Source organism: Paenibacillus sp. FSL R7-0345, from assembly GCF_038595055.1.
In the GTDB taxonomy this organism is placed as follows: Bacteria; Bacillota; Bacilli; order Paenibacillales; family Paenibacillaceae; genus Paenibacillus_AQ.
The window spans coordinates 2,756,995-2,776,183 of record NZ_CP152002.1 but is presented as its reverse complement, the minus strand read 5'-3'; the positions used below and the strand labels follow the sequence as shown (position 1 = coordinate 2,776,183).

The following is a 19,189-nucleotide window of genomic DNA, read 5'->3' as shown; positions in this document are numbered from 1 at the left end:
CTGTTTAATTTTAGGTTACTTTTAGGTTAAGCTCTGCCAACTGCTACTCTTGTGCCAATTGTATCTGATGTAAAGTCAGCTTTCAGCTTCATTTTTTGCAGCATATAATGTGCAGCCGATAAGCCAATCCCCGCTCCACCCTCATATGAGGAGTTATCCATACCCGGGCCTTTGTCCGCAAGAATGATCTGTTCATTTTCCACATCAACCACGATGTTTACATATTTCCCCTCTGCTGCATGCCGGATTATATTCTGAAACAAATTATCAAGAACCCGGGTCAGCCATTTAGGATCTGCGTCCCAATAAAAAGTATGATCAGCCGGCAGTTCGGCATCGATCTGAATGTCTTGCTCTTCGAATACAGGATACCAGGCGGCAACAGCTGCTCTTACCAGACGGGCTATATCTGTTGAAACGGGCACAAAAGGATCTTTTCCCGAGGTAAGCAATGTATAGGAAAATAAATCCTCCATCAAATCTCCGGTTCTTGTAATCGTATGGTCCATCTCTGTTAATGAGTCTTGCCCTTCCGGACATATGGATTCTTTATGTAATCTGTTGATATGTCCTCTCAAAATGGTAAGCGGCGTCCGCAGGTCGTGCGATAAATTCGCGATGAGCTGATGCCTTAATAACTCCTCTTCGTATTCCCGCTTACGGCTGTCTTCAAGCTGCTGAATCATCCAATTGAAAGAAAGTCCTAACTGGTCTATTTCATCCATACGGTCACTATGAACAGGTACAGGTTCAGGGAAGGTGTTATGATCAGCAGAAAATGTCATGACTTCCTGCAGACTGATCAGACGTTTGCGGAGCCGCAGGAAGAACAGCCAGGATATTATAACAAAGGCAACCATAATAAAACTGAACAAAAAAAGTGTAACGAAAAAAGGATTTATCGTATCCAGATTTACTTCATTAACAGTAAACCCGACAAACGCAGAAAAAAGAAGCATTATTAGAGGAGGAAAAAAGATAAACAGAAAATGTACTTTTAAGTAACGGCGGAATAGTGATCTGCCCTGTTTCATAGCTTCACCCGGTAGCCTATCCCCTTTAATGTTTCGATAATCTCCGGAGCATCCGGGTTACGTTCCAGCTTTTGACGCAGTCTGCGGATATGTACCATCAAAGTTTTATCACCTGTTATATAAGCTTCCTCCCAGACGGCTTCATAAATCTGTTCCTTCGGCAGCACCTGGTTAGGGTGGCGCAAGAAGTACATCAGGATTTGATGCTGCTTACCTGTTAAAAGTATTTCATCTCCTGTACGCTTGTCATATACCGTTTGCGCCTGCTGGTCTACTTCGATATGAGTTCCCAGTAAAATACGCCCGGGATATGTCCCGCTCCTCCGGCGGATTAATACTTCCATTCTCGCCACTAATTCATCCGTATGGAACGGCTTCGTTAAATAATCATCAGCGAATTGCAAACCGTCTACCTTATCATTTACCGATGTCCGGGCAGACAGCAGGAGAATCGGAACAGCAGGAGCTGCCCTTTTTAACCGTCTTCCCACAGTAAATCCGTCCAAGCCAGGTAACATGATGTCCAAAATAACGATTTCATGCCGGTTTACCTCTTGTTCAGCTCCTTCACCGGACTGCAGCCACTGAACCGTGAACCCCCGTTGTTCCAACTCTTCCTTAACCCAGCTGCCTATTTTCAAATTATCTTCAATGTATAATACTTTTCTGTTCAAGTAACACACTTCCCTCTAACTATGGTTTCCTGCTGTCCGTCCTGCAGAGATGTACGATTCTATTTCAGCCCTGACAGAGATTTGGCGATGATGCGTTCAAGCATCTTCCAGGGCAGCAGCATCTTGCCGATAATCAGACTCTGGATGCCTTTGCCGACAGGGTGGCGCAGCTTAGGGTTCCGCTTATTCACGAGCCGCCCGATCAGTTCGGCCACCTGCCGGGGGTCCGGCGCCGTTTCCGCAGTCCGCCGGGAGTAGCGCAGCACCTCATCGAGCTGTTTTTTGTAAGGTGAAGCTTCACTGCTCTGGAAGCCGTCCATCCCTTTACCCCAGATCGGTGTGCGGAAGGAGCCCGGCTCGACCAGTATAACCTTGATTCCAAAAGGCAGCAGCTCCTGGCGCAGGCTCTCGCTGAAGCCCTCTACCGCGAACTTGGATGCGGCATAAGGACCATATCCCGGAAAGCCGAACAGCCCGCTGACACTGCTGACATTGATGATGGTTCCCGCCTTTTGGCTGCGCATAACCGGCAGAACAGCCTTGGTAACCTCGATCAGTCCGAAAAAATTGGTGTCCATCTGCCGCCGCCACTCCTCCATGCTGACTTCCTCCACGAAGCCGCCGACGGCAAAGCCCGCATTATTCACCAGTACATCAATCGTACCGAAGCGGTCAACAATTGCCGAAAGAGCCGCTGCTATGGACCCGGAATGAGTGACATCCATTGTCATTAGGTGAATTTTTGAGGATATACCTGCTTCTTCCGCCTGGCGGACCAGCTCGTCCTTGCGCTGCAGATCGCGCATAGCAGCAACTACCTGATATCCCTGCTCTGCCAGCTTAAGCGCCGTCAACAGCCCGAAGCCGCTCGATGTTCCTGTTATTAAGGCGATTCTATCCTTTGTATCTGTTTGTATCTGGTTCATTTGCTCCTCCTGCCGTTTCATTTCATTTCATTCAGCGAACTAATGTTCTTTTATCCCTTGACTTTCCAGTTCATTCAAGCTATACTGAGAATAAATTACACATGTTGAGCGGGTGAAGCACCTCGCAGGACAGGCATTATTGCCTTTCTTGGGGGTGCTTTTTTGCGCGTTCTAATAACATGGAGAATGGAGATGAGTAGTAATATGGCTAACCCCGCAATGATGAACAGAATCCGCAAATTCACTGGTCTGCTGCTGATCCTGGCCCTCCTGGCCGGCAATACTCCCCGGGTCGATGCAGCCTCGGACTGGGATGAGGCGCTCGAGCAGATTAACGGACTGTACAGCAGTTACATTGGCCTCCAGGAATCCGTTAAGACAGAGAACAAACGCAATCAGGAGCTCCGTAAGCAGAACACCAGCGATCTTGCCGCCATTAATGCAAGACTTCAGGCAACCGACCAGAGCCAGCTGAGCCGCCTGAAGACGGAAGCTGAGGCTACGAAGAAGAAGCATGCTGCCCTGCTGGAGCAATATTCTGCGCTCGGCAAGCAGGCAACCGCAGCACGCAAAGCGGGCAGTCTGCAATCTGCTGCTGCGCTGGATTTGAAGCGCAATAAATTAAAGACGGCGGCAACTGCAGCCAAAGCCGAGATTAAGACGAAGAATATTGCACTTACTGCAGCCAAATCTGCCGCTGCCGCGAAGAACAAGCCTGCCAAGGATGCCTTGTCACCCGTGTCCGGTTTGAGAAAGCAGCTTACTGCCGGGAACAAGCAGCTGAGTGAAATCCAGACGGGCCGTTCAGATGCGGACAAGCGATACAAGGCTGCAGTAAAGGCCGGAGATGCGGTTACCGCTGCGGCAGCCATGAAGGTTTCCTGTGCCAGAATGACGGAAATCCGCACCTTGCTGCAGCAGCACTATGTATTGGAGCAGAAGATCACTGCTGCCCTGCGCCAGGCTGAAGCCAAGCTGCCGAAGTAAATGCCTGTGCTGATGCATAGCTGCAGGTTCAGCCCGGCTTATACTGCCGGCCTATCAGATCAGCTGAACCATCCAGCTGATGAAATGAGCTGCCGGCTCGAATACCAGCTGGCCCAGCAGTGTTCCAAGTACCCGGGAGAACATTAACAGAATATAGATTTTGCCGAGCTGGTCACGGTATTCCATACTTTCCGTAGCTTTATGGGTGATAATGCCCAGCTGCGGGTCAATAAAGACGGTCAGCAGGATAGTAGCGAGACCGTTGATCAGCCCGGAAGCATTGGAAGCGGTAGCGAGCAGCTGGGGCGATAAATGCCCGGCATACAGGGAAGACAATACGCCCACGGTATAGAACCCGGTGACAAATATATTCATAATGATGAACCGCTTTGGGATGCCCAGATACCGGAAGCTCGGCAGCTGCAGGCCGGGTCTTTTGAAATATTTGCGGGTGTTCTTCAGCTGTTCGACCGTCACGCTGCTCAGCAGCTTGGGAATTGAGCCTTCCACTTCAAGCTTGGAAATCACCCTGCTGAACAAGCCGACAAACGTCGGGAAGAGTACAATCGCAATCAGGGTACCTAGCGTAGAGGCGAGCATAATAATCCGCAGATAATTGCCAAGCGGAAAGCTTGTATCCACATTATTGGAATAGTCTACGAATTTGGCTGTCAGCGGAGCCTGAATCATGTTTGCTGTTCTTGAGATGAGTACGATAATTCCGGTCAGTGACAGGGCAATCGCAATTTTGTTCAGCTTCACTCCGGCAAAACGGACGGAATACGACAAGGTTTCTGCCGTGTTAATAATCATTGTAAGCAGACATACCACGATCAGGCTGTTCGTCATAGTCATCAGGAAATCTCATCTCCAAATCATACAGCATATGATAGCTTGGCGCCTTTCCGGCATCGAACCAGCTCAATCTCAGTACATTGACAGACATCTGTACATTCATGCTGGCTTTCTGTTCAGGCAGCAGCGATCCAGCACATAGGCCCCGCAGATTCCCGCAGTATAGCGGATTAAGTCAATCCATAGAAAGCCCCTGCCCAGAATCAGCCCGCCAGGCAGTGTGGCTCTCCATTCATTAATCCATGCTGCCTGATACAGCTGGCTGAATTCGATGCCGAAGCTGAACAGGAAGCTTAGCACTAATGCTGTGACCTGTGAACGGCGGGTACAAAGCAGACGGAACCCGAAATACACCATAGCTGCCCATAAGGCATCCCCCAGATGAGCCGCTGCGAATCCTGGTAAATACTCTCCAAATGTTCTGGAGCTCAGACCTGATCCAATAGCCAGGAGAATGGCGCAGCAATATACGATTCTAAGGCGGAGATATACTTTATTTGTGCGGATCGTCTCCCCTGCCTCTTTCAAGCCGGTTATCCTCTTAACAGGCTTTGAATCCGGCGTCTTTCGGCCTGTCTTATTCAAAAATCGCCTCTGCTGATTCTGACTTCCGGCGGAATAGCGCGGGCGGATAGGGAATGGCAATCTGCGGAAGCTCCTCTTCCTTGAAGAACCTAAGCTCCTCACATTCTCCATCCATATTTCTTGGGGTACCCTTGACAATTATACATTCGAATACTGTAACAGAGTATTCGACGCGGTCACCATTACTGTACTCATAAGCATACTTCTCTCCGCCAAATACACCGCTGATCCGTACAGGTGTTACCATCAGTCCTGTCTCTTCGAACACTTCACGGCGCAGTGCCCTGGAGGGTGTCTCCCCCGGCTCAACAGCCCCAGCCGGCAGGCCCCACAGCTCTTCTCCTCCTTTGCGGATGAAGAGAATCTCATCCGCGTCATTACGTATAATTGCAGCAACAGACGGTATCATCAGCAGACTTGTCCCCAATCTGCTGCGCAGATCACGGTAATAATCAGATATCGGCATGCTAATTCCCCTCTCTATTTTGTACTAATGTATGATAATGACGGCGCAGGAATTACAGCTCATCCTTGCGGAAGGTAATCATCGGCACGTGCTGTTCCTTGGGGTAGTCCTTACATTCATATAATTCAACATTATAAAACTCGGCGGTTTCTTCAAGAGTAACCGACTTGCAGACGTATTCTGTCTTCCCGGGAGCTGTACTCATGTAGTCTCTGGTCAGATCTGCCCGTAAGTGCAGCACCTGCCCGTCTGTATAAAAGTCATATACAAATGGTCCGCTGTCAATTCCCCATCTCAGAATCGTCAGATTATCTCCTTTGCCTTCCTCAAACCGGGTGAGCATCTCTTTGATCCGCTCAAAGTCAGTCTGATCAAAGTGTGTTAACAGATCAGGCTGGTCCCTTGGAACAGGCTGATTAACAGCCAGCAGTAACCCCAGAAGAATACCTATTATCAATGTCTCCAGTACAATGACCGTTGTAGCAAGCTTCATCGGCAGCGCCTCCTTCACTCAAACTGCTCCTAACTTATATTTGACACAGCATGCCTCTGTTCCTTGCAGACAAACCAAATAGGACCTTCCTTTGCCGGAATGACAAAGAAAGGTCCCTGATTATAAAGTGACCGCTTACGGATAAATATCAGCTATCACCCGGCTCCAGATCAGCCAGGCTGCGCCGGCGTATCCGGAAGGTCCAGAGCAGATCAGCCAGGAACAGCACAGCAAACAGCGGCAGGACAGGTGTCCATAGAGGCTCAACAAAGTGATAAAGCAGCTGGATCAGCGGGTGCAGCAAGTAGACGCATCCGGCTGCCAGCACCCACCAGTACAGTGAGAACTTGAGACAGATATGGCCGTGCAGCTGGCGGGGCATGTCTGAATAATCCCACCATTGCTTGCGGAAAAAGGTCTTGAGCAGCCAGCCGCTGACGTATTCAACCAGCGACGGAATAATCAGCGCCAGCAGCAGAAACAACGGAAGCGGAAGCTCCAGCCTTTGAACAGCCAGCAGCAGCAGCGGGGCAAAGCCGTACATCGGCTTAACCGGACCTTTGAGAAAGCCTTCCTTGCGGAAGCTCCCCTGGCTGTAAAGATTGTATGTCCCTTCCAGAACCCAGCCTAAGAAAGAGTAAACTGCAAAGTAAAAGAAATACTGGCCAGCTGCCGCAAAAGCGGAATCGCTGTCCGGCGGCAGCAGCGGAATAATGTTCACTGTACGGCCTCCCTCGCTGTAAGTTTTATACAGGTAGCTCGGGAGGTAGTATGCCTTTGCTCTTTTCATCTTATACGGAAGTAATCGTTTAAATCAGATTTCACAAAAAAAGATGTCCCCACAGCCGGTATTACCTGGCTTTACGGGACATCTCCTAGTAATCCTTAAACTCGATACAACACTGTACACCTTGGGGTTCACTCCTTCTGCTGCTGTTCCTTTAGATGCTGTACTGTCAAAGGAATCTCATGCTGTTTCTGCAGTGCCTCAAGCGTTAGCTCGCTGCGCACGCCAAAGTCTGAACCGTACTTTTTTTCCAGATTGCCTGTCTGTGCCTCTCCACGCTTTTGCCTGTAACGGCCGTTGTCGTTCCGGCTACGCATTTTCTTACCTCCTCAAGTTCATTTGCCTGAGTCCCGAAAAATCTGCGCTGTTGACCTGAGTATACAACAGAGGCTTAGTAATACTCAATACACCAGGTACCGCCGGACATAGAAACAGACTGCCCGTTTAGGACAGCCTGTCTGGATTGAAGTGAGTTTAGTTTTTTGGAAGCGGGTCCGGATGCGCAGATTCCGCCGGTTTGGCTACCCAGTCGTCAGCCTCCGGTTCGATATCCACACCATTCTCCATCTTTTTGCGTTCTGCCAGGGAGTCACCGTCTTTGTTCTCTTTATTGCGGATTTCCGCTTCGTCCTGAATATGATCAGTCATGTGAATTCCTCCTATGCTAACAGTTTTTTGGATCACTTAGTTATAGTTACCCGTTAGACTGTTTTGCAAACATCATTTCTGGATACCGGAGTTCACGCTATTCTTCTCCTTATTCATAATAAACCCTGAACACGATATCCTGCTCATAGTTGCCGAAGCCGCGTCCGTACAGCGTCAGACCGCCCCGCCTTCGGGTTGAATCTTCTGCCGTCAGCCTGAAGGTCCACTGATCCTTCTGCCAGCATACATCATCGAGGGTTACAGATGAGATTTGCTGCCCGTCTATATAAGTGCCGCCCCGGTTTACCCGAAGTACCTTCAGCAGCCCATACTGGTTCACATCTGAATTCCACCAGGAAGGGGTAAGCCGCCCGCGCATGACCCCGAAATCGCCCGGACTTGTCCATTTACCCAGATCATGCCCGTTCAGTGCAAACAGAATCTCCGACGGCCACTTCTCATTGACATTCGGCGCTTCCGAGCCCAGCTCGAGTGAAATTTCAATCTCCTGCACCTTCTGGTCCATGAACAAATAATTAGGCACCTTATATTCGGCATATCCCTTGGCGAACCAGAGGATGCCCGCATCCACCCGCCCGGGATCAAGAAAATAACGCGGATCATCATAGTAGCCGATCAGCTTCTCGGTAGTGGCGATTCCGCAGGTCGGGGAAGCCTGCAGATCTGTATAATGTCCCACCGGAACAGATACCTCAACCACCTTACGGGCGATGCCCTTCGCCCCCGACAATTTGATCTGCAGAAAATTAGCTGACAGGGAGCAATATTTATAGGTTCCGCCGTCAATCCGTTTCATCTGCGAGCTGACAATTCCGGCCTTCTGGAGCTTGGCTACATGCGAGCTGACGATTGCGCTGCTGAGATACAGCCTGGCAGCCAGCTCTTTAATATGCATCTCTTCCGTGCCCAGCAGATCAATGATTCTAAGCCGGACCTCACTGGCCAGTGCTTCATACACTTTAAGCGATTCTGAATCAGTAGTTAAGTACATCCTTATCCTCTGCCCCTCTTGGATTAGTAATTATATTAATCCTAAAGATTTATATTGCCTATTTTAACGTATAATTCGTATTATGTAATCATATAAAGATTAATTAATTAACAAAATCATTAATTCAACTCAAAGGAGCTGCAATGATGACTATAAAATCGACAATGATCGTTGACAAGGATTTCCGGCTGGCCGAGGTTGACCCGAGAGTATACGGTTCCTTTATTGAACATCTGGGCCGGGCTGTGTACGGCGGCATTTATGAACCGGGGCATCCGACAGCCGATGAGGACGGCTTCCGCGGTGATGCTCTTCAAGCCATCCGTTCGCTGAATGTTCCAATTATCCGCTACCCTGGCGGTAACTTTGTCTCCGGCTATAACTGGGAAGACGGTGTCGGCCCTAAGGAAGACCGTAAGCGCTCTCTTGAATTGGCCTGGTGGGTTACAGAAACTAATCAGGTCGGCACCAACGAATTCGCCAAATGGGCAAAGCTGGTCGGCTCCGAAGTAATGATGGCGGTAAACCTGGGCACACGCGGCATCGACGCCGCCAGAAACCTGGTTGAATACTGCAACCATCCATCCGGCTCCTATTACAGTGACCTGCGGATTTCCCACGGGGTTACAGAGCCGCATAAATTCAAAACCTGGTGTCTGGGCAATGAAATGGACGGCCCGTGGCAGATCGGTGCCAAAACAGCGGTTGAATACGGCAGACTTGCCAACGAAACAGCCAAAGCAATGCGCTGGGTGGATCCTAATCTTGAGCTTGTCGCCTGCGGCAGCTCGGGCAGAAGCATGGCTACCTTCGCTGAGTGGGAAGCTACAGTCCTTGACCTCAGCTATGACAATGTAGACTTCCTGTCCCTGCATACCTACTATAACAACAATGAGGGTGACAGCCCGAATTTCCTGGCCAGCTCGCTGGATTTAGATCAGTTCATCGACAGTGTAGCTGCTGTGTGCGACTATATCAAGGCCAAAAAGAAAAGCAAGAAGAAAATATACCTCTCGCTTGATGAATGGAATGTATGGAAGTCCCAGGGGTCCAGCCGCGCCGAAACGTACTGGCAGGTTGCTCCGCCGGAATTTGAGGATGTATACAATCTGGAGGATGCGCTTGTTGTCGGCTGCTGCCTGATCAGTCTGCTCAAGCATGCCGACCGGGTAAAAATGGCCTGCATCGCCCAGCTGATCAACGTCATCGCGCCGATTATGACAGAGAACGGCGGACCGCTCTGGCTGCAGACTACGTTCTACCCTTACATGCATGCTTCGCAGTTCGGCCGGGGAACCGTTCTGCACCCGCTGATTACCAGTCCGAAATATGACTCCAAGGACTTCACTGATGTTCCTTACCTTGAAGCAGTCAGCGTATACAATGAAGAGCTGGGTGAGGTTACTGTGTTCGCAGTAAACCGCCATCTGACTGAAGGCATGGAATTTTCTGTTGACCTGCGCAGCTTCGGCGAAGCCTCTGTTATCCAGCATACCGTGCTTGAGCATGAAGACCTCTATGCAGCCAACACACGCCAGAATCCCGGCAACGTACTGCCGCATGACCGCGGAAATGCTGCAGCAGACGGCGGACGCGTGAGTGCACTGCTGCCAAAGGCTTCCTGGAACGTAATCCGCCTGAAGGTTAAAGCTGAATAAGCTCTTTCCGGCTAGTGGTACATGATCCAGGCGACAAACGGACCAACAATGGAGCCGACGATCGCGCAGACAGTCATTGCTACCGAGCTCATTGATACGGACTGCTCACCGTATTCCAGCGCTTTGGCTGTGCCAAGCGCATGAGATGCGGTACCCAGCCCGATGCCGATGCCTGACTCGCTGCGAATCCTGAACAGCTTGATGATGTACGGACCGCCTATTGCTCCAGTGAAGCCCGCAATCATTACAAAGACTGAGGTCAGGGAGGAATCCCCTCCCAGGTTGCCGGAGATTTGAATCGCTACAGCCGTTGTAATGGATTTGGGCAGAATCGAGAGCACATAGATTTTGGAAAAGCCGAGGCTTGCCGCCATCAGCAGGCCGCTCAGCATGCCGACCAGAAGGCCGGTTACGGTTCCGCCGAGCACGGCCGGCAGATTCTCCCGCAGCACATGCCGCTGCTTATACAGCGGATAAGCCAGCGAGACGACCGCCGGACCGAGCAGACGGTTGATCCATTCGCCGCCGATCATGTATGTATCATACGAAATATCGAATCCAAGCAGCAGCACCACGACGGTAAAGGTGGCTGTCAGTGCTGGTAAAAGGACAGGAAGACGGTACCGTTTGTACAGCATAGCCATGAACAGATAAATGACAACATTGAACAGGATAAATCCTGCCGCAAGCAGAATTCTCATGCACCCTTCCTCTTTTCACTCAGACTTTCAGCAGGCAGGGTCTGTCTGCGGGTACGGCTTGCACTGAAGCCGGCAATCCACTGGCTGGTATGGGCAGTAACAACCATGGTGAGTACGCTGCTGACAACCAGAACCGCAATGAGCAGCAGCCCCCGGCCGCTGAATATATCGAGGTGGTTCATAATCCCTGCGGTTGCCGGAATGAAGAACATGGGCAGGTAGGCCAGAATAAACGATGAGCCGTTTTCAATCAGCTTAACCGGTACAATTTTTAACAATAACAGAACAAAAAGCAGCAGCAGGCCTACGATGCTGCCGGGAACCGGCAGATGCAGGAGCTTCTGCAGAACATCGCCTGCCAGATAGAACACATACAGTATTGCGACCTCGGCAATGACACGGATTATTTTCATGTTGCAGGAATCCCTTCAGTCTAAAATAGGTAATCACAAGTTACACTTACCTTCTAAGACTAGCGGCCTTTCAGCAAATTTTCAATTGTTTTTCGCACCTTCTCAATATTTTCACAAAACGAGTAGAAACGGCTTCGTCGTCCTTCATGGAAGGCGGCAACCGTTTCTGCGAGAAATATAAGGAGCATTGATAGCGTAGAGCATATCCATTCTTATATTATGAAAAAACCTCTTTGCAGAGCCGGCGTTCACAGCACCAGCTTCTGCAGAGAGGTTTTTGTCACACTTTAGCCTTACACCCACTGAATGACTTGTTCGGCGGTTTGTCTTGTTTTGGCACGCGGTTCAGCTTTACGGTAACCAAAGGCAGCCATGCAGGCAAGGCCGAAATGTTCACGGTCCAGAATCCCTTCCGCTTCCAGCGTCTGCTCAATCAGCTCCTTGTTGAAGCCTTCAATCGGGCATGAATCGATACCGATCATTGCCGCAGCGGTCATCATGTTACCCAGCGCCAGGTAGGTCTGCCGTGCCCCCCACTCAAATTTAGCCCGGTCATTGCCTTTTAATCCAAAATCATCATTAAGAAAAGCATCAAACACCTTGGCTTTTCCTGCAGCCACCTCTGGTGGCAGCTGCTGTACCTCGTGCATCATCCCCCCGATAAAAGCCGAATCCGCTGCCAGGTCTGCCGGCTGTCTTGACAGAATCAGCACAAAATGACTGGCTGTTGGCAGCTGCTTCTGTGCTCCCCATGCATTTACCCGCAGCTTCTCGCGCAGCTCCGGATTCTGGACGACAACAAATTTCCAGGGCTCAAACCCGAAGGAGCTCGGTGACAGGCGTCCGGTTTCCAGAATAAAACTGAAATCCTCACTGCTGATTGTGCGGCTGGCGTCAAACTCCTTTGTAGCATGTCTGTAAGCATAAGCTGCCAGAATCTCTTCTTTTAGCGCTGCGTTCTTTTCCAATGTTACCATACCGGTTACACCCTTTCTGATCCTTAAAAGTTTATTTTGACGATAACCTGCTTGCATGCTTAATATTAAGATATATATATAAGAGTTAGAAGTACGCACATTTTTGTTATGTAGTATACAAAATGATACTGTGAGGTGAGCAGATATGCGTGACCGAAAAGGGGGCTTTGGCGAATGCCCGGATGGCGCAAAGGCCTGTCCCGTTGAGTTTACCCTTGATGTAATCGGCGGAAAATGGAAAGGGGTGCTGCTGTACCATCTGATGGACGGCACTAAGCGCTTTAATGAATTCCGGAGGATCTGCCCGGGCATTACCCAGCGTATGCTGACGCTGCAGCTTCGCGAGCTGGAGGAAGACGGCGTTGTCCACCGCGAGGTCTATCACCAGGTTCCGCCTAAGGTTGAATACTCGCTGACTGAATTTGGCCGGACGCTGATCCCGATTATCCGTTTAATGAGGGATTGGGGCGAGGCTTACCAGGCCAAGCAGCTCTCCGGAGAGAGCTGCGGCCGGCCGGAAGCTGATACAGAGGTGCAGGCATAACGCCTCGCCTCTTATAATTTGGGTTCATCATCAAAAAACTGCTCGGACTTCTCCCGGTGCTCCTCGGTCACTTGTCCGGCGATTGCCCGTACACCAGCGGCAATAATGGCGGCATCGTCGGTCAAGCCCAGTCCGATAAACGCATCGGGTATCGCGTCAATCGGTGCGATGAAGTAGGCCAGTGCGCCAAAAGCAATTCCTTTAGCCCAAAGCGGCGTTTTGGCATCAATGGCGCAGTAATACATGGCTACCGCATCTTTTGTAAAAGGAATTTTACCGGCGAACTTTTTCATTTTGCGCCAGAAATCCTTTTTGACGATCTGCTCATTTTCCTTGCTATACCTAAACTCCTCCGCCTTGAGTACTGCCGGCAGCTTATCATTTTCCAGTTCCATATCAGATCCCTCCTACTCTCATTTACCCTAATCTGTGTTAACTGTCGCCAGTTAGACGTTGCAAGTATATGAAAGCGTAATTATTATTAATAGGTATACGCAATTATTATATTAAAAGGAGATGTTACCCATTCGCTTCGGAACTTTGGCCCACACGGCAGGTTGCCTGCCCCTAGACACGCTGGTTTCCACACTGCAGGCTCATGATATTGATTTTGTGCAGCTTGCCTTGACCAAGGCTATTCAGGATATTGATCTTTCTCCGGGCAAGTTCAGCCCCGCGCTGGCTAATTATATCGGTGAAAAATTTGACAAGGCAGGCATCCGCATAGGTGTGCTCGGCTGCTACATTGACCCGATTAACCCTGACCCGGCAGTACGCAGGGCTGAAATCAACCGCTTCAAGGAGCATCTGCGCTTTGCCAAGCAGTTCGGGGCACCGATGGTAGCTACCGAGAGCGGGGGCTTAACCACCTATCAGTCTTCAGATCCCGAACGCTATGAGGAGATCGGCTGGCAGACCTTCAGATCCACTCTGGAGGAGCTGGCTGAGGAAGCGGAAAAGTGGGGCGTATTCGTAGGCATAGAAGGTGTCAGCACCCACACGCTGGCTTCCCCGCAGCACATGCGCCGTATTCTGGACGAGGTGCCTTCCAGCAACATCGGTGTTGTGTTCGACCCCTGCAACCTGATCGGACAAGATGTCGCGCATCAGGATGAGATCGTGGACAGCTCCCTTGACCTGTTCGGGGACCGGATCATTCTCGCCCATCTGAAGGATATTTACGCTGACGGCGACGCTTACCGTCATGGCGTTCCGGGCGGCGGTCTGTTCCACACAGCAGACTTCTTCAGCAAGCTGCAGGCGCGAAAGCCGATGCTTGATGTGTCGCTGGAAGAGATTACACTTCCGGTGTTTAACGAAACGGTTGCCCTGCTGCACAGTCTGCGCAGCTAGTACTGTAAAGAAGCATCAGGTGTAATGCTTCCAGGCCAGCAGATGCTCGTCTTCATCCTGCAGCCATCTTGAGGCGTATAAAATCTGACCGGTGTGGTAGGCATAATGCTCTACTGCACCGATCAGAATTTTTTGTATACTCCAGCTGTATCCTTCCATCCCAGAAGCTTCCGGATAGGTAACGGTAACACACCGCTCAAGATCACCGGGTGTGAGCTTTAGGGTCACCGACCAGCTCTCCTGCCTCACGTTCCTGAGCAGAGCGATCAGCTCCTTCTTACTGTATCCACCTGATTGCAGCAGCTCCCCCGGTCTGTCTCTCCTGGTAGGCAAACCGCCTATTGCGCTGACCAGATGCTGGTGCTCACTGCCCGCAATATGCAGACAGAGATTGCCGACCGCATTCATTCTTGGCCGTGGACGCAGCCATAGCTGGGCTTCTGTAAGACTTCCAAGCGCCGTTTCCACATATCCGAGAGATTGGTCCAGTCTTCTCATACACTCTGTTATCACTTCACTCAATCCTAACGCCTCCTGTTATTCTGCTCAAAGTAGACACAAGACCAAATAATGTACCTTTCCCTGCCTGCTGAATAAAATGCTATGACATAGCATGAATGCAAAAGCAGCGCTACACAGGAAGGGAAGAGATCAGTGATGAGGTTCACATTCCCCATTCTTACCTTATGCCATGGCGGGGCGCAACGGATGCTGGTGGAGCTCACCAATGGTCTGACTGCGCTGGGTCACCAGGTTGTTATTGTCATGCCTGTCCACGGTGATGTTTCTTACGAAATCCATTCGGTCCTGCACCGGACCGATCATACTGTACTCCGGGAATCCGACTTCCCGTTCAGTGATGTTATCGTATCCAATTTTTATACAACGGTTCCGGTGGCTGAAGCGGCAAGCCGGAGCGGCAAGGGGCTTCATGTCCGTCTGTCGTTATGCTATGAACCGCTTTTCCTCCCGGAAAACCACGTCTCTTTTCCCAGCTATAATACCACGCCAAAGCTGATTGTACTGTCGAAATGGCAGCGGGATATTATTGCCCTGAATCACGGAATTACAGCCAGCATTGTTCCGGTCGGCATCAGCACGATTTTTCGCAACCGGCATATCCGCCACACACTGCAGGAGCCCATAAATATTACGGCTATTCTACGCAAGGTGGAGAACGGATTTTCCTGGCACCGGGAGCAGGATTACCTTATTCAGCAGCTGGATATCGTTAAACAGAATCTGCCGCATGTTACGATCAATTTCATCAGCCCGCCCGATGAATTTTACACCTCGGAATCACTGCAGGCGCTGAAAGCCAGCGGAAAATACCGTTTCTTCACTCCGCAGAATGATGAAGAGCTAAATTATCATTACAACGGTGCAGATATTTTTGTCAGCTCGAGTATTTTTGACAGCGGCTCCCTGCCCGGACTGGAAGCCATGCGCTGCGGTGCGGCCCTGGCTACCGTATACTCCGGGGGAAATATGGAGTATGCCAGACATGAGCATAACTGCCTGCTCTCCTTCCGTTATGAAAACCGGCTGGCCGGAGATGTGATCCGGCTGGTGCAGGATCATGTGCTCAGGATCAGGCTGGCCTCGCAGGGTGAGGCTGATTCAAACAGCTGGACCTGGGAAAACAGCGTGCGGATCATGGAACAGACTGTACTGAACATGCAGGAGAACTCCGCACATTGATCCGGTGCCGGCATCCAGGCTCCGTACAGCGGGTATCTTCCGGAACGGGCGCGTATAACAAACGGACAGCAGCACATCTGCGGCAACCGCCGGTGTACTGCTGTCCGTTTGTTTGTAATCCAGTCTCAGCCTTAAGGCGATGGAGGATTGTCCTCCGCTGTTTCCGGGGATTGCAGCCGGATATACCGGTCCCCGAGCAGGTTCTGAAAATAATTGCGGTTATACAGCATGCTGGGATGTGTCGGGTGGAACAGCAGCGCTGTTTCATTATATTGATTGGCCTTTTCGTGCTGTCCCAGCCGGTCATAGCATAGGGCGAGCTGGAGATGGGGCAGCCAGGTCGCATATGCTTCATTCCTGATCGCCATGGATACAGTGTTCCGGGGCAGCATGGCAGCCAGCTCATACCAGTAGACTGCAGTCTGCAGCTGGCCTTTGTCCAGGTGCCAGGCCCCGAGTCTGCAGCAGAACTCCGCACGCGGCTGGTCATACTTCAGCGTCCTGCAGAGTGCAGCAAAGGCAGCTCCCTGATCCCCCAGCCGTTCCCGGCATTCTGCCAGCTTCAGGCAGGCTTGAATATTATCCTCTACCCAGCCCATTCCGCCTTCCAGAAACTGCTCATAATACCCGGAGGCCTCCTCATGCCTGCCATGGTCACGCAGCTCATTGGCATAATAATACTGATCGCGCGGAGTGAACTGTTCTCCAGCTTCCGCCCGTTTCTGATAGATCCGCAGATTGCGGTCGGTATATGCTTTATCTTTTTCATGCGTAATACAGACGTCACTGCTAAGCGAAGGCCCGTATACCTCCAGATACTCATGCACCGGCCCGATCCATTTAAAATGGCAGCTGCGGCGGACGAGCCGGTTGCGGCGCAGCGAAGCTGTCACATTCCCGGCCGCATCAAAACCCAGATTATATTGCATGTTTACGCTGTCTATCCCCTCCGGCAGATTGCTTTTTAGCTGCATAAACCGCTGCTGATCCTCTTCTTTAAGAAAGTCGTCGGCGTCAAGCCAGAGAATGTACTCCTTGGTCGCTTTGCTGAAGGCAAAATTACGCGCAGCAGAGAAGTCATCAATCCAGGTAAAATCATAAATGACCGCCCCGAATGACGAGGCGGCAGCTTTGGTGCCGTCGCTTGAGCCTGTATCCACAATAATGATCTCGTCGGCAATGGCAGAGACGGTAGAAAGGCAGCGGGGCAGGCTGTTTTCTTCATTGCGGACAATCATACATAAGCTGATTTCTATCATTAGGTCCTCCTGACCGGTTCTGTTGTAAACCGCATTTGTGCTCCTATATGGATATGCAGCCCTGCGGTTTTGCAACCCTGTTCCTACCTATGCTGCTCGTTCATTCCGCTAATATACTGCCAGGGCAGATGATGCGTAAAGTTAATCTGTGAAAAAAAGCAACTTTTTCTGCTGCAGAAGGGTCAATGTTATAGAGACTGGGGGGCAAGGCATGTCAATGGAGCGGAATGAAGTCGCCACGATGAGCGCTGGCGCATTAAAAACACTGATGGAAACCTATGGTGAGGATGTCTGGAATTATGCCTTCTTCCTGTCGCGCAGCAGCAGTGCTGCCGACGATATCGCGCAGGAGACCTTCATCCGGGCTTATAAATATATGCATGCTTTCCGGGGCGAAGCTTCGGTAAAAACCTGGCTGCTGCGGATTACCCGCAACCGCTGGTACACGTACCGCAGCAGCAGCTTCATGAAACGGGTAACGTTACAGGCGGAGCCGGATTCCGCTCGTACAGAGCAGTCCGCTGAGGATGCCGTAATGGATGAATCACTAAGCAGTGAAATCTGGCAGCTGGTTCTCCGGCTGCCCCGGAAATACCGTGAAATTCTGATGCTGCATGCCCATTATGAAATGTCTATGGAAGAGCTGGCCCATACCCTTAACATCAGCCTGTCAGCTGCCAAGTCGAGACTGCGCCGGGCACGGCATAAAGCAAGTGAATGCTGGGATAAGGAGCTGAACCGCTTATGAGTAAATTACCGCAGGACTGGGAGCAGCAGCTTAAGGAAAAGCCGTTCACCGGGAAGCATTTCACCGGACAGCTGCAGCAGAATGTGAATGAGCGCCTGGACAATCCGCCAGCCCGGAAGCTGCACGGCTGGACCTATGCTGCTGCCTTGCTGCCACTGCTTATGCTGATAGTGGTGATCGGCTATAGCAGCGCCAGCTTCAGCAGTCTACCGGCCTTGCCGGATCACGGCTCAATTGCTGACGGGGAAAATTCCGGGGACGCCGGATCAGCTAACACACCGGCGGCCACACTGTCCTTCCCATCGGCAGACACCGCCGGCGGAACGGTACGGCTACCGCTTGTTACTGTGCTTGCCCGTCCCAGTGTGGATAACGGCTTCCCGTCAGTGGAAAATCCGGTTCCTCCCCTGCCGGAAATGACTTTCCCGCTCTCTGCCGGGATGGCAGGCCTGCTGCAGGCGACGCTGGTCTACGGGTCAGACGGCAAAGAAAGCTATCTGCTGCTCTCGCCTGCCGGCTGGGAAGCATCTGCGGTTATCGGCGCCAACGGCTCCTATGGCGTAACCTTCCTGGACCCGTCCGATCCGTCACAGACGCTGGCCTACTCTGATACCAACTGGAGCTGCCAGGGCTGTGCGGTTGGCGATATCGGGCTGTATTTTCCGGAACAAGCAGGCTGGGCCGAGGTTCAGGGCTTTCCTGTCTACGTGCCGCTGGAATTCACTAAGCAGCAGGTACTGGGTACGAAAGGGGCGGCTGCACGTACAGCACGCTATGCCCTGCAGCCGGACCAGGACGGGCTGCAGGCAGACGGGGCGGCTTACTATGAAGAAGGAAGCTGGGGGTATGTCTTCCGCAGGCTGGAGCTCAGCCACTCCTCCAATACTTCCAAAAATGATATATTGGAGAACATCATGGGCTTTTTTGCAGCCAATCACGGAGCGCTGATTCTGTCAGGGGCCAGTCCGGATGCAACCAGTGACCTGTTAGCCGCCCTTGAGCAGCAAGGCCTCCGGCTGACCTTTGTAGGCTCCGGTGAAGAGCATATGTTCAACAAAGAGCTGGCCGGTGTATGGCCTGCTGAGCAGCTTATCGATTATGAAGGGCCGCTGACGATTTCCGACCGTCTGTCGATCTATACTTATGAAAGTGCGGAAGCATGTGCCGACGGGCTTGAGGCGCTGAAGCTGGAGATTAACCGCACTACCTATGACGGCGGAGCCCGGATATATCCCCATGTTTTCAGGGGCGGCAACTTCCTGGTTGTGTATTGGATGGGGCCGGGCGGCGAAGGCGGCTTCAAATACGACAAGGCGATAAAGACGGCCCTGGCCGGATTCAACAGCAGTGAATAGACAATAAGATACA

The 19,189-nt window shown here is 51.3% G+C and carries 24 protein-coding genes; 7 read left to right on the top strand and 17 right to left on the bottom strand.

Annotated elements, in window-relative coordinates; all coding sequences use genetic code 11:
• Positions 1–26: 26 nt before the first annotated feature.
• Genes NST84_RS11580 through NST84_RS11570 form a run of 3 tightly spaced genes read right to left on the bottom strand, consistent with a single transcriptional unit; the run spans position 27 to position 2,634 of the window.
• Positions 27–1,034 carry a HAMP domain-containing sensor histidine kinase gene (locus NST84_RS11580; protein ID WP_342565715.1) on the bottom strand — a complete coding sequence of 336 codons (1,008 nt, stop codon included), beginning with the start codon at positions 1,032–1,034 and terminating at the stop codon, positions 27–29.
• Positions 1,031–1,708 (bottom strand): response regulator transcription factor, encoded by a 678-nt coding sequence (locus tag NST84_RS11575; RefSeq protein WP_342565714.1) that lies wholly within the window; start codon positions 1,706–1,708, stop codon positions 1,031–1,033. The genes NST84_RS11580 and NST84_RS11575 overlap by 4 nt, the downstream gene beginning before the upstream one ends.
• Positions 1,709–1,767: 59 nt before the next feature.
• Complete coding sequence (locus NST84_RS11570; RefSeq protein ID WP_342565713.1) at positions 1,768–2,634, bottom strand: SDR family oxidoreductase; 867 nt, start codon at positions 2,632–2,634, stop codon at positions 1,768–1,770.
• A 192-nt stretch (positions 2,635–2,826) separates the two neighbouring features.
• Between NST84_RS11570 and NST84_RS11565 the strand changes: the two genes are divergently transcribed.
• On the top strand, positions 2,827–3,621 hold the full coding sequence (locus tag NST84_RS11565; RefSeq protein ID WP_342565712.1) for a hypothetical protein: 795 nt from the start codon (positions 2,827–2,829) through the stop codon (positions 3,619–3,621).
• A 54-nt stretch (positions 3,622–3,675) separates the two neighbouring features.
• On the opposite strand, the gene NST84_RS11560 is transcribed toward NST84_RS11565, so the two are convergent.
• The 8 genes from NST84_RS11560 to NST84_RS11525 all read right to left on the bottom strand — a co-directional run bounded on the left by NST84_RS11560 (position 3,676) and on the right by NST84_RS11525 (position 8,467).
• A complete protein-coding gene (locus NST84_RS11560) occupies positions 3,676–4,470 on the bottom strand; it encodes a lipid II flippase Amj family protein (RefSeq protein WP_342566408.1) in 795 nt (264 codons plus the stop codon).
• A gap of 105 nt (positions 4,471–4,575) precedes the next feature.
• The gene (locus NST84_RS11555; RefSeq protein WP_342565711.1) at positions 4,576–5,004 is read right to left on the bottom strand and encodes a DUF2809 domain-containing protein; all 429 of its coding nucleotides are present in this window, start codon (positions 5,002–5,004) and stop codon (positions 4,576–4,578) included.
• Between the two features lie 49 nt (positions 5,005–5,053).
• On the bottom strand, positions 5,054–5,527 hold the full coding sequence (locus tag NST84_RS11550) for an NUDIX domain-containing protein (RefSeq protein WP_342565710.1): 474 nt from the start codon (positions 5,525–5,527) through the stop codon (positions 5,054–5,056).
• 52 nt (positions 5,528–5,579) lie between these two features.
• Entirely contained in the window at positions 5,580–6,038 is a 459-nt protein-coding gene (locus NST84_RS11545; RefSeq protein WP_342565709.1) for a hypothetical protein, read from the bottom strand.
• 130 nt (positions 6,039–6,168) lie between these two features.
• Entirely contained in the window at positions 6,169–6,741 is a 573-nt protein-coding gene (locus NST84_RS11540; RefSeq protein WP_342565708.1) for a putative ABC transporter permease, read from the bottom strand.
• Between the two features lie 197 nt (positions 6,742–6,938).
• Positions 6,939–7,124 (bottom strand): hypothetical protein, encoded by a 186-nt coding sequence (locus tag NST84_RS11535; protein ID WP_342565707.1) that lies wholly within the window; start codon positions 7,122–7,124, stop codon positions 6,939–6,941.
• Between the two features lie 157 nt (positions 7,125–7,281).
• Positions 7,282–7,455 (bottom strand): hypothetical protein, encoded by a 174-nt coding sequence (locus NST84_RS11530; protein WP_342565706.1) that lies wholly within the window; start codon positions 7,453–7,455, stop codon positions 7,282–7,284.
• A gap of 109 nt (positions 7,456–7,564) precedes the next feature.
• Entirely contained in the window at positions 7,565–8,467 is a 903-nt protein-coding gene (locus NST84_RS11525) for an ArsR family transcriptional regulator (protein WP_342565705.1), read from the bottom strand.
• A gap of 143 nt (positions 8,468–8,610) precedes the next feature.
• Here NST84_RS11525 and NST84_RS11520 point away from each other — a divergent pair, with 143 nt between their 5' ends.
• The gene (locus tag NST84_RS11520; protein WP_342565704.1) at positions 8,611–10,125 is read left to right on the top strand and encodes an alpha-N-arabinofuranosidase; all 1,515 of its coding nucleotides are present in this window, start codon (positions 8,611–8,613) and stop codon (positions 10,123–10,125) included.
• A gap of 11 nt (positions 10,126–10,136) precedes the next feature.
• Here the strand turns inward: NST84_RS11520 and NST84_RS11515 are convergent, their stop codons facing one another.
• The 3 genes from NST84_RS11515 to NST84_RS11505 form a co-directional block, all read right to left on the bottom strand.
• Complete coding sequence (locus tag NST84_RS11515; RefSeq protein ID WP_342565703.1) at positions 10,137–10,826, bottom strand: LrgB family protein; 690 nt, start codon at positions 10,824–10,826, stop codon at positions 10,137–10,139.
• On the bottom strand, positions 10,823–11,239 hold the full coding sequence (locus NST84_RS11510; protein ID WP_342565702.1) for a CidA/LrgA family holin-like protein: 417 nt from the start codon (positions 11,237–11,239) through the stop codon (positions 10,823–10,825). Before NST84_RS11510 ends, NST84_RS11515 begins: the two co-directional genes overlap by 4 nt.
• A gap of 293 nt (positions 11,240–11,532) precedes the next feature.
• A complete protein-coding gene (locus NST84_RS11505; RefSeq protein ID WP_342565701.1) occupies positions 11,533–12,216 on the bottom strand; it encodes an NAD(P)H-dependent oxidoreductase in 684 nt (227 codons plus the stop codon).
• A 145-nt stretch (positions 12,217–12,361) separates the two neighbouring features.
• Here NST84_RS11505 and NST84_RS11500 point away from each other — a divergent pair, with 145 nt between their 5' ends.
• On the top strand, positions 12,362–12,760 hold the full coding sequence (locus NST84_RS11500) for a winged helix-turn-helix transcriptional regulator (RefSeq protein ID WP_342565700.1): 399 nt from the start codon (positions 12,362–12,364) through the stop codon (positions 12,758–12,760).
• Positions 12,761–12,771: 11 nt separating this feature from the next.
• On the opposite strand, the gene NST84_RS11495 is transcribed toward NST84_RS11500, so the two are convergent.
• Entirely contained in the window at positions 12,772–13,155 is a 384-nt protein-coding gene (locus NST84_RS11495) for a YkvA family protein (protein ID WP_342565699.1), read from the bottom strand.
• 145 nt (positions 13,156–13,300) lie between these two features.
• On the opposite strand from NST84_RS11495, the gene NST84_RS11490 reads away from it, so the two are divergent.
• A complete protein-coding gene (locus NST84_RS11490; protein WP_342565698.1) occupies positions 13,301–14,113 on the top strand; it encodes a sugar phosphate isomerase/epimerase family protein in 813 nt (270 codons plus the stop codon).
• 15 nt (positions 14,114–14,128) lie between these two features.
• Here the strand turns inward: NST84_RS11490 and NST84_RS11485 are convergent, their stop codons facing one another.
• Positions 14,129–14,626 carry a DinB family protein gene (locus NST84_RS11485; RefSeq protein WP_342566407.1) on the bottom strand — a complete coding sequence of 166 codons (498 nt, stop codon included), beginning with the start codon at positions 14,624–14,626 and terminating at the stop codon, positions 14,129–14,131.
• A gap of 144 nt (positions 14,627–14,770) precedes the next feature.
• On the opposite strand from NST84_RS11485, the gene NST84_RS11480 reads away from it, so the two are divergent.
• A complete protein-coding gene (locus NST84_RS11480; protein WP_342565697.1) occupies positions 14,771–15,814 on the top strand; it encodes a glycosyltransferase family 4 protein in 1,044 nt (347 codons plus the stop codon).
• 131 nt (positions 15,815–15,945) lie between these two features.
• Here the strand turns inward: NST84_RS11480 and NST84_RS11475 are convergent, their stop codons facing one another.
• On the bottom strand, positions 15,946–17,073 hold the full coding sequence (locus tag NST84_RS11475; protein WP_342565696.1) for a glycosyltransferase family 2 protein: 1,128 nt from the start codon (positions 17,071–17,073) through the stop codon (positions 15,946–15,948).
• Positions 17,074–17,284: 211 nt separating this feature from the next.
• Here NST84_RS11475 and NST84_RS11470 point away from each other — a divergent pair, with 211 nt between their 5' ends.
• Positions 17,285–17,821, top strand: coding sequence for an RNA polymerase sigma factor (locus NST84_RS11470; protein ID WP_342565695.1), 537 nt, complete (start codon positions 17,285–17,287; stop codon positions 17,819–17,821).
• Positions 17,818–19,176 (top strand): DUF4850 domain-containing protein, encoded by a 1,359-nt coding sequence (locus NST84_RS11465; RefSeq protein ID WP_342565694.1) that lies wholly within the window; start codon positions 17,818–17,820, stop codon positions 19,174–19,176. The genes NST84_RS11470 and NST84_RS11465 overlap by 4 nt, the downstream gene beginning before the upstream one ends.
• Positions 19,177–19,189 lie beyond the last annotated feature (13 nt).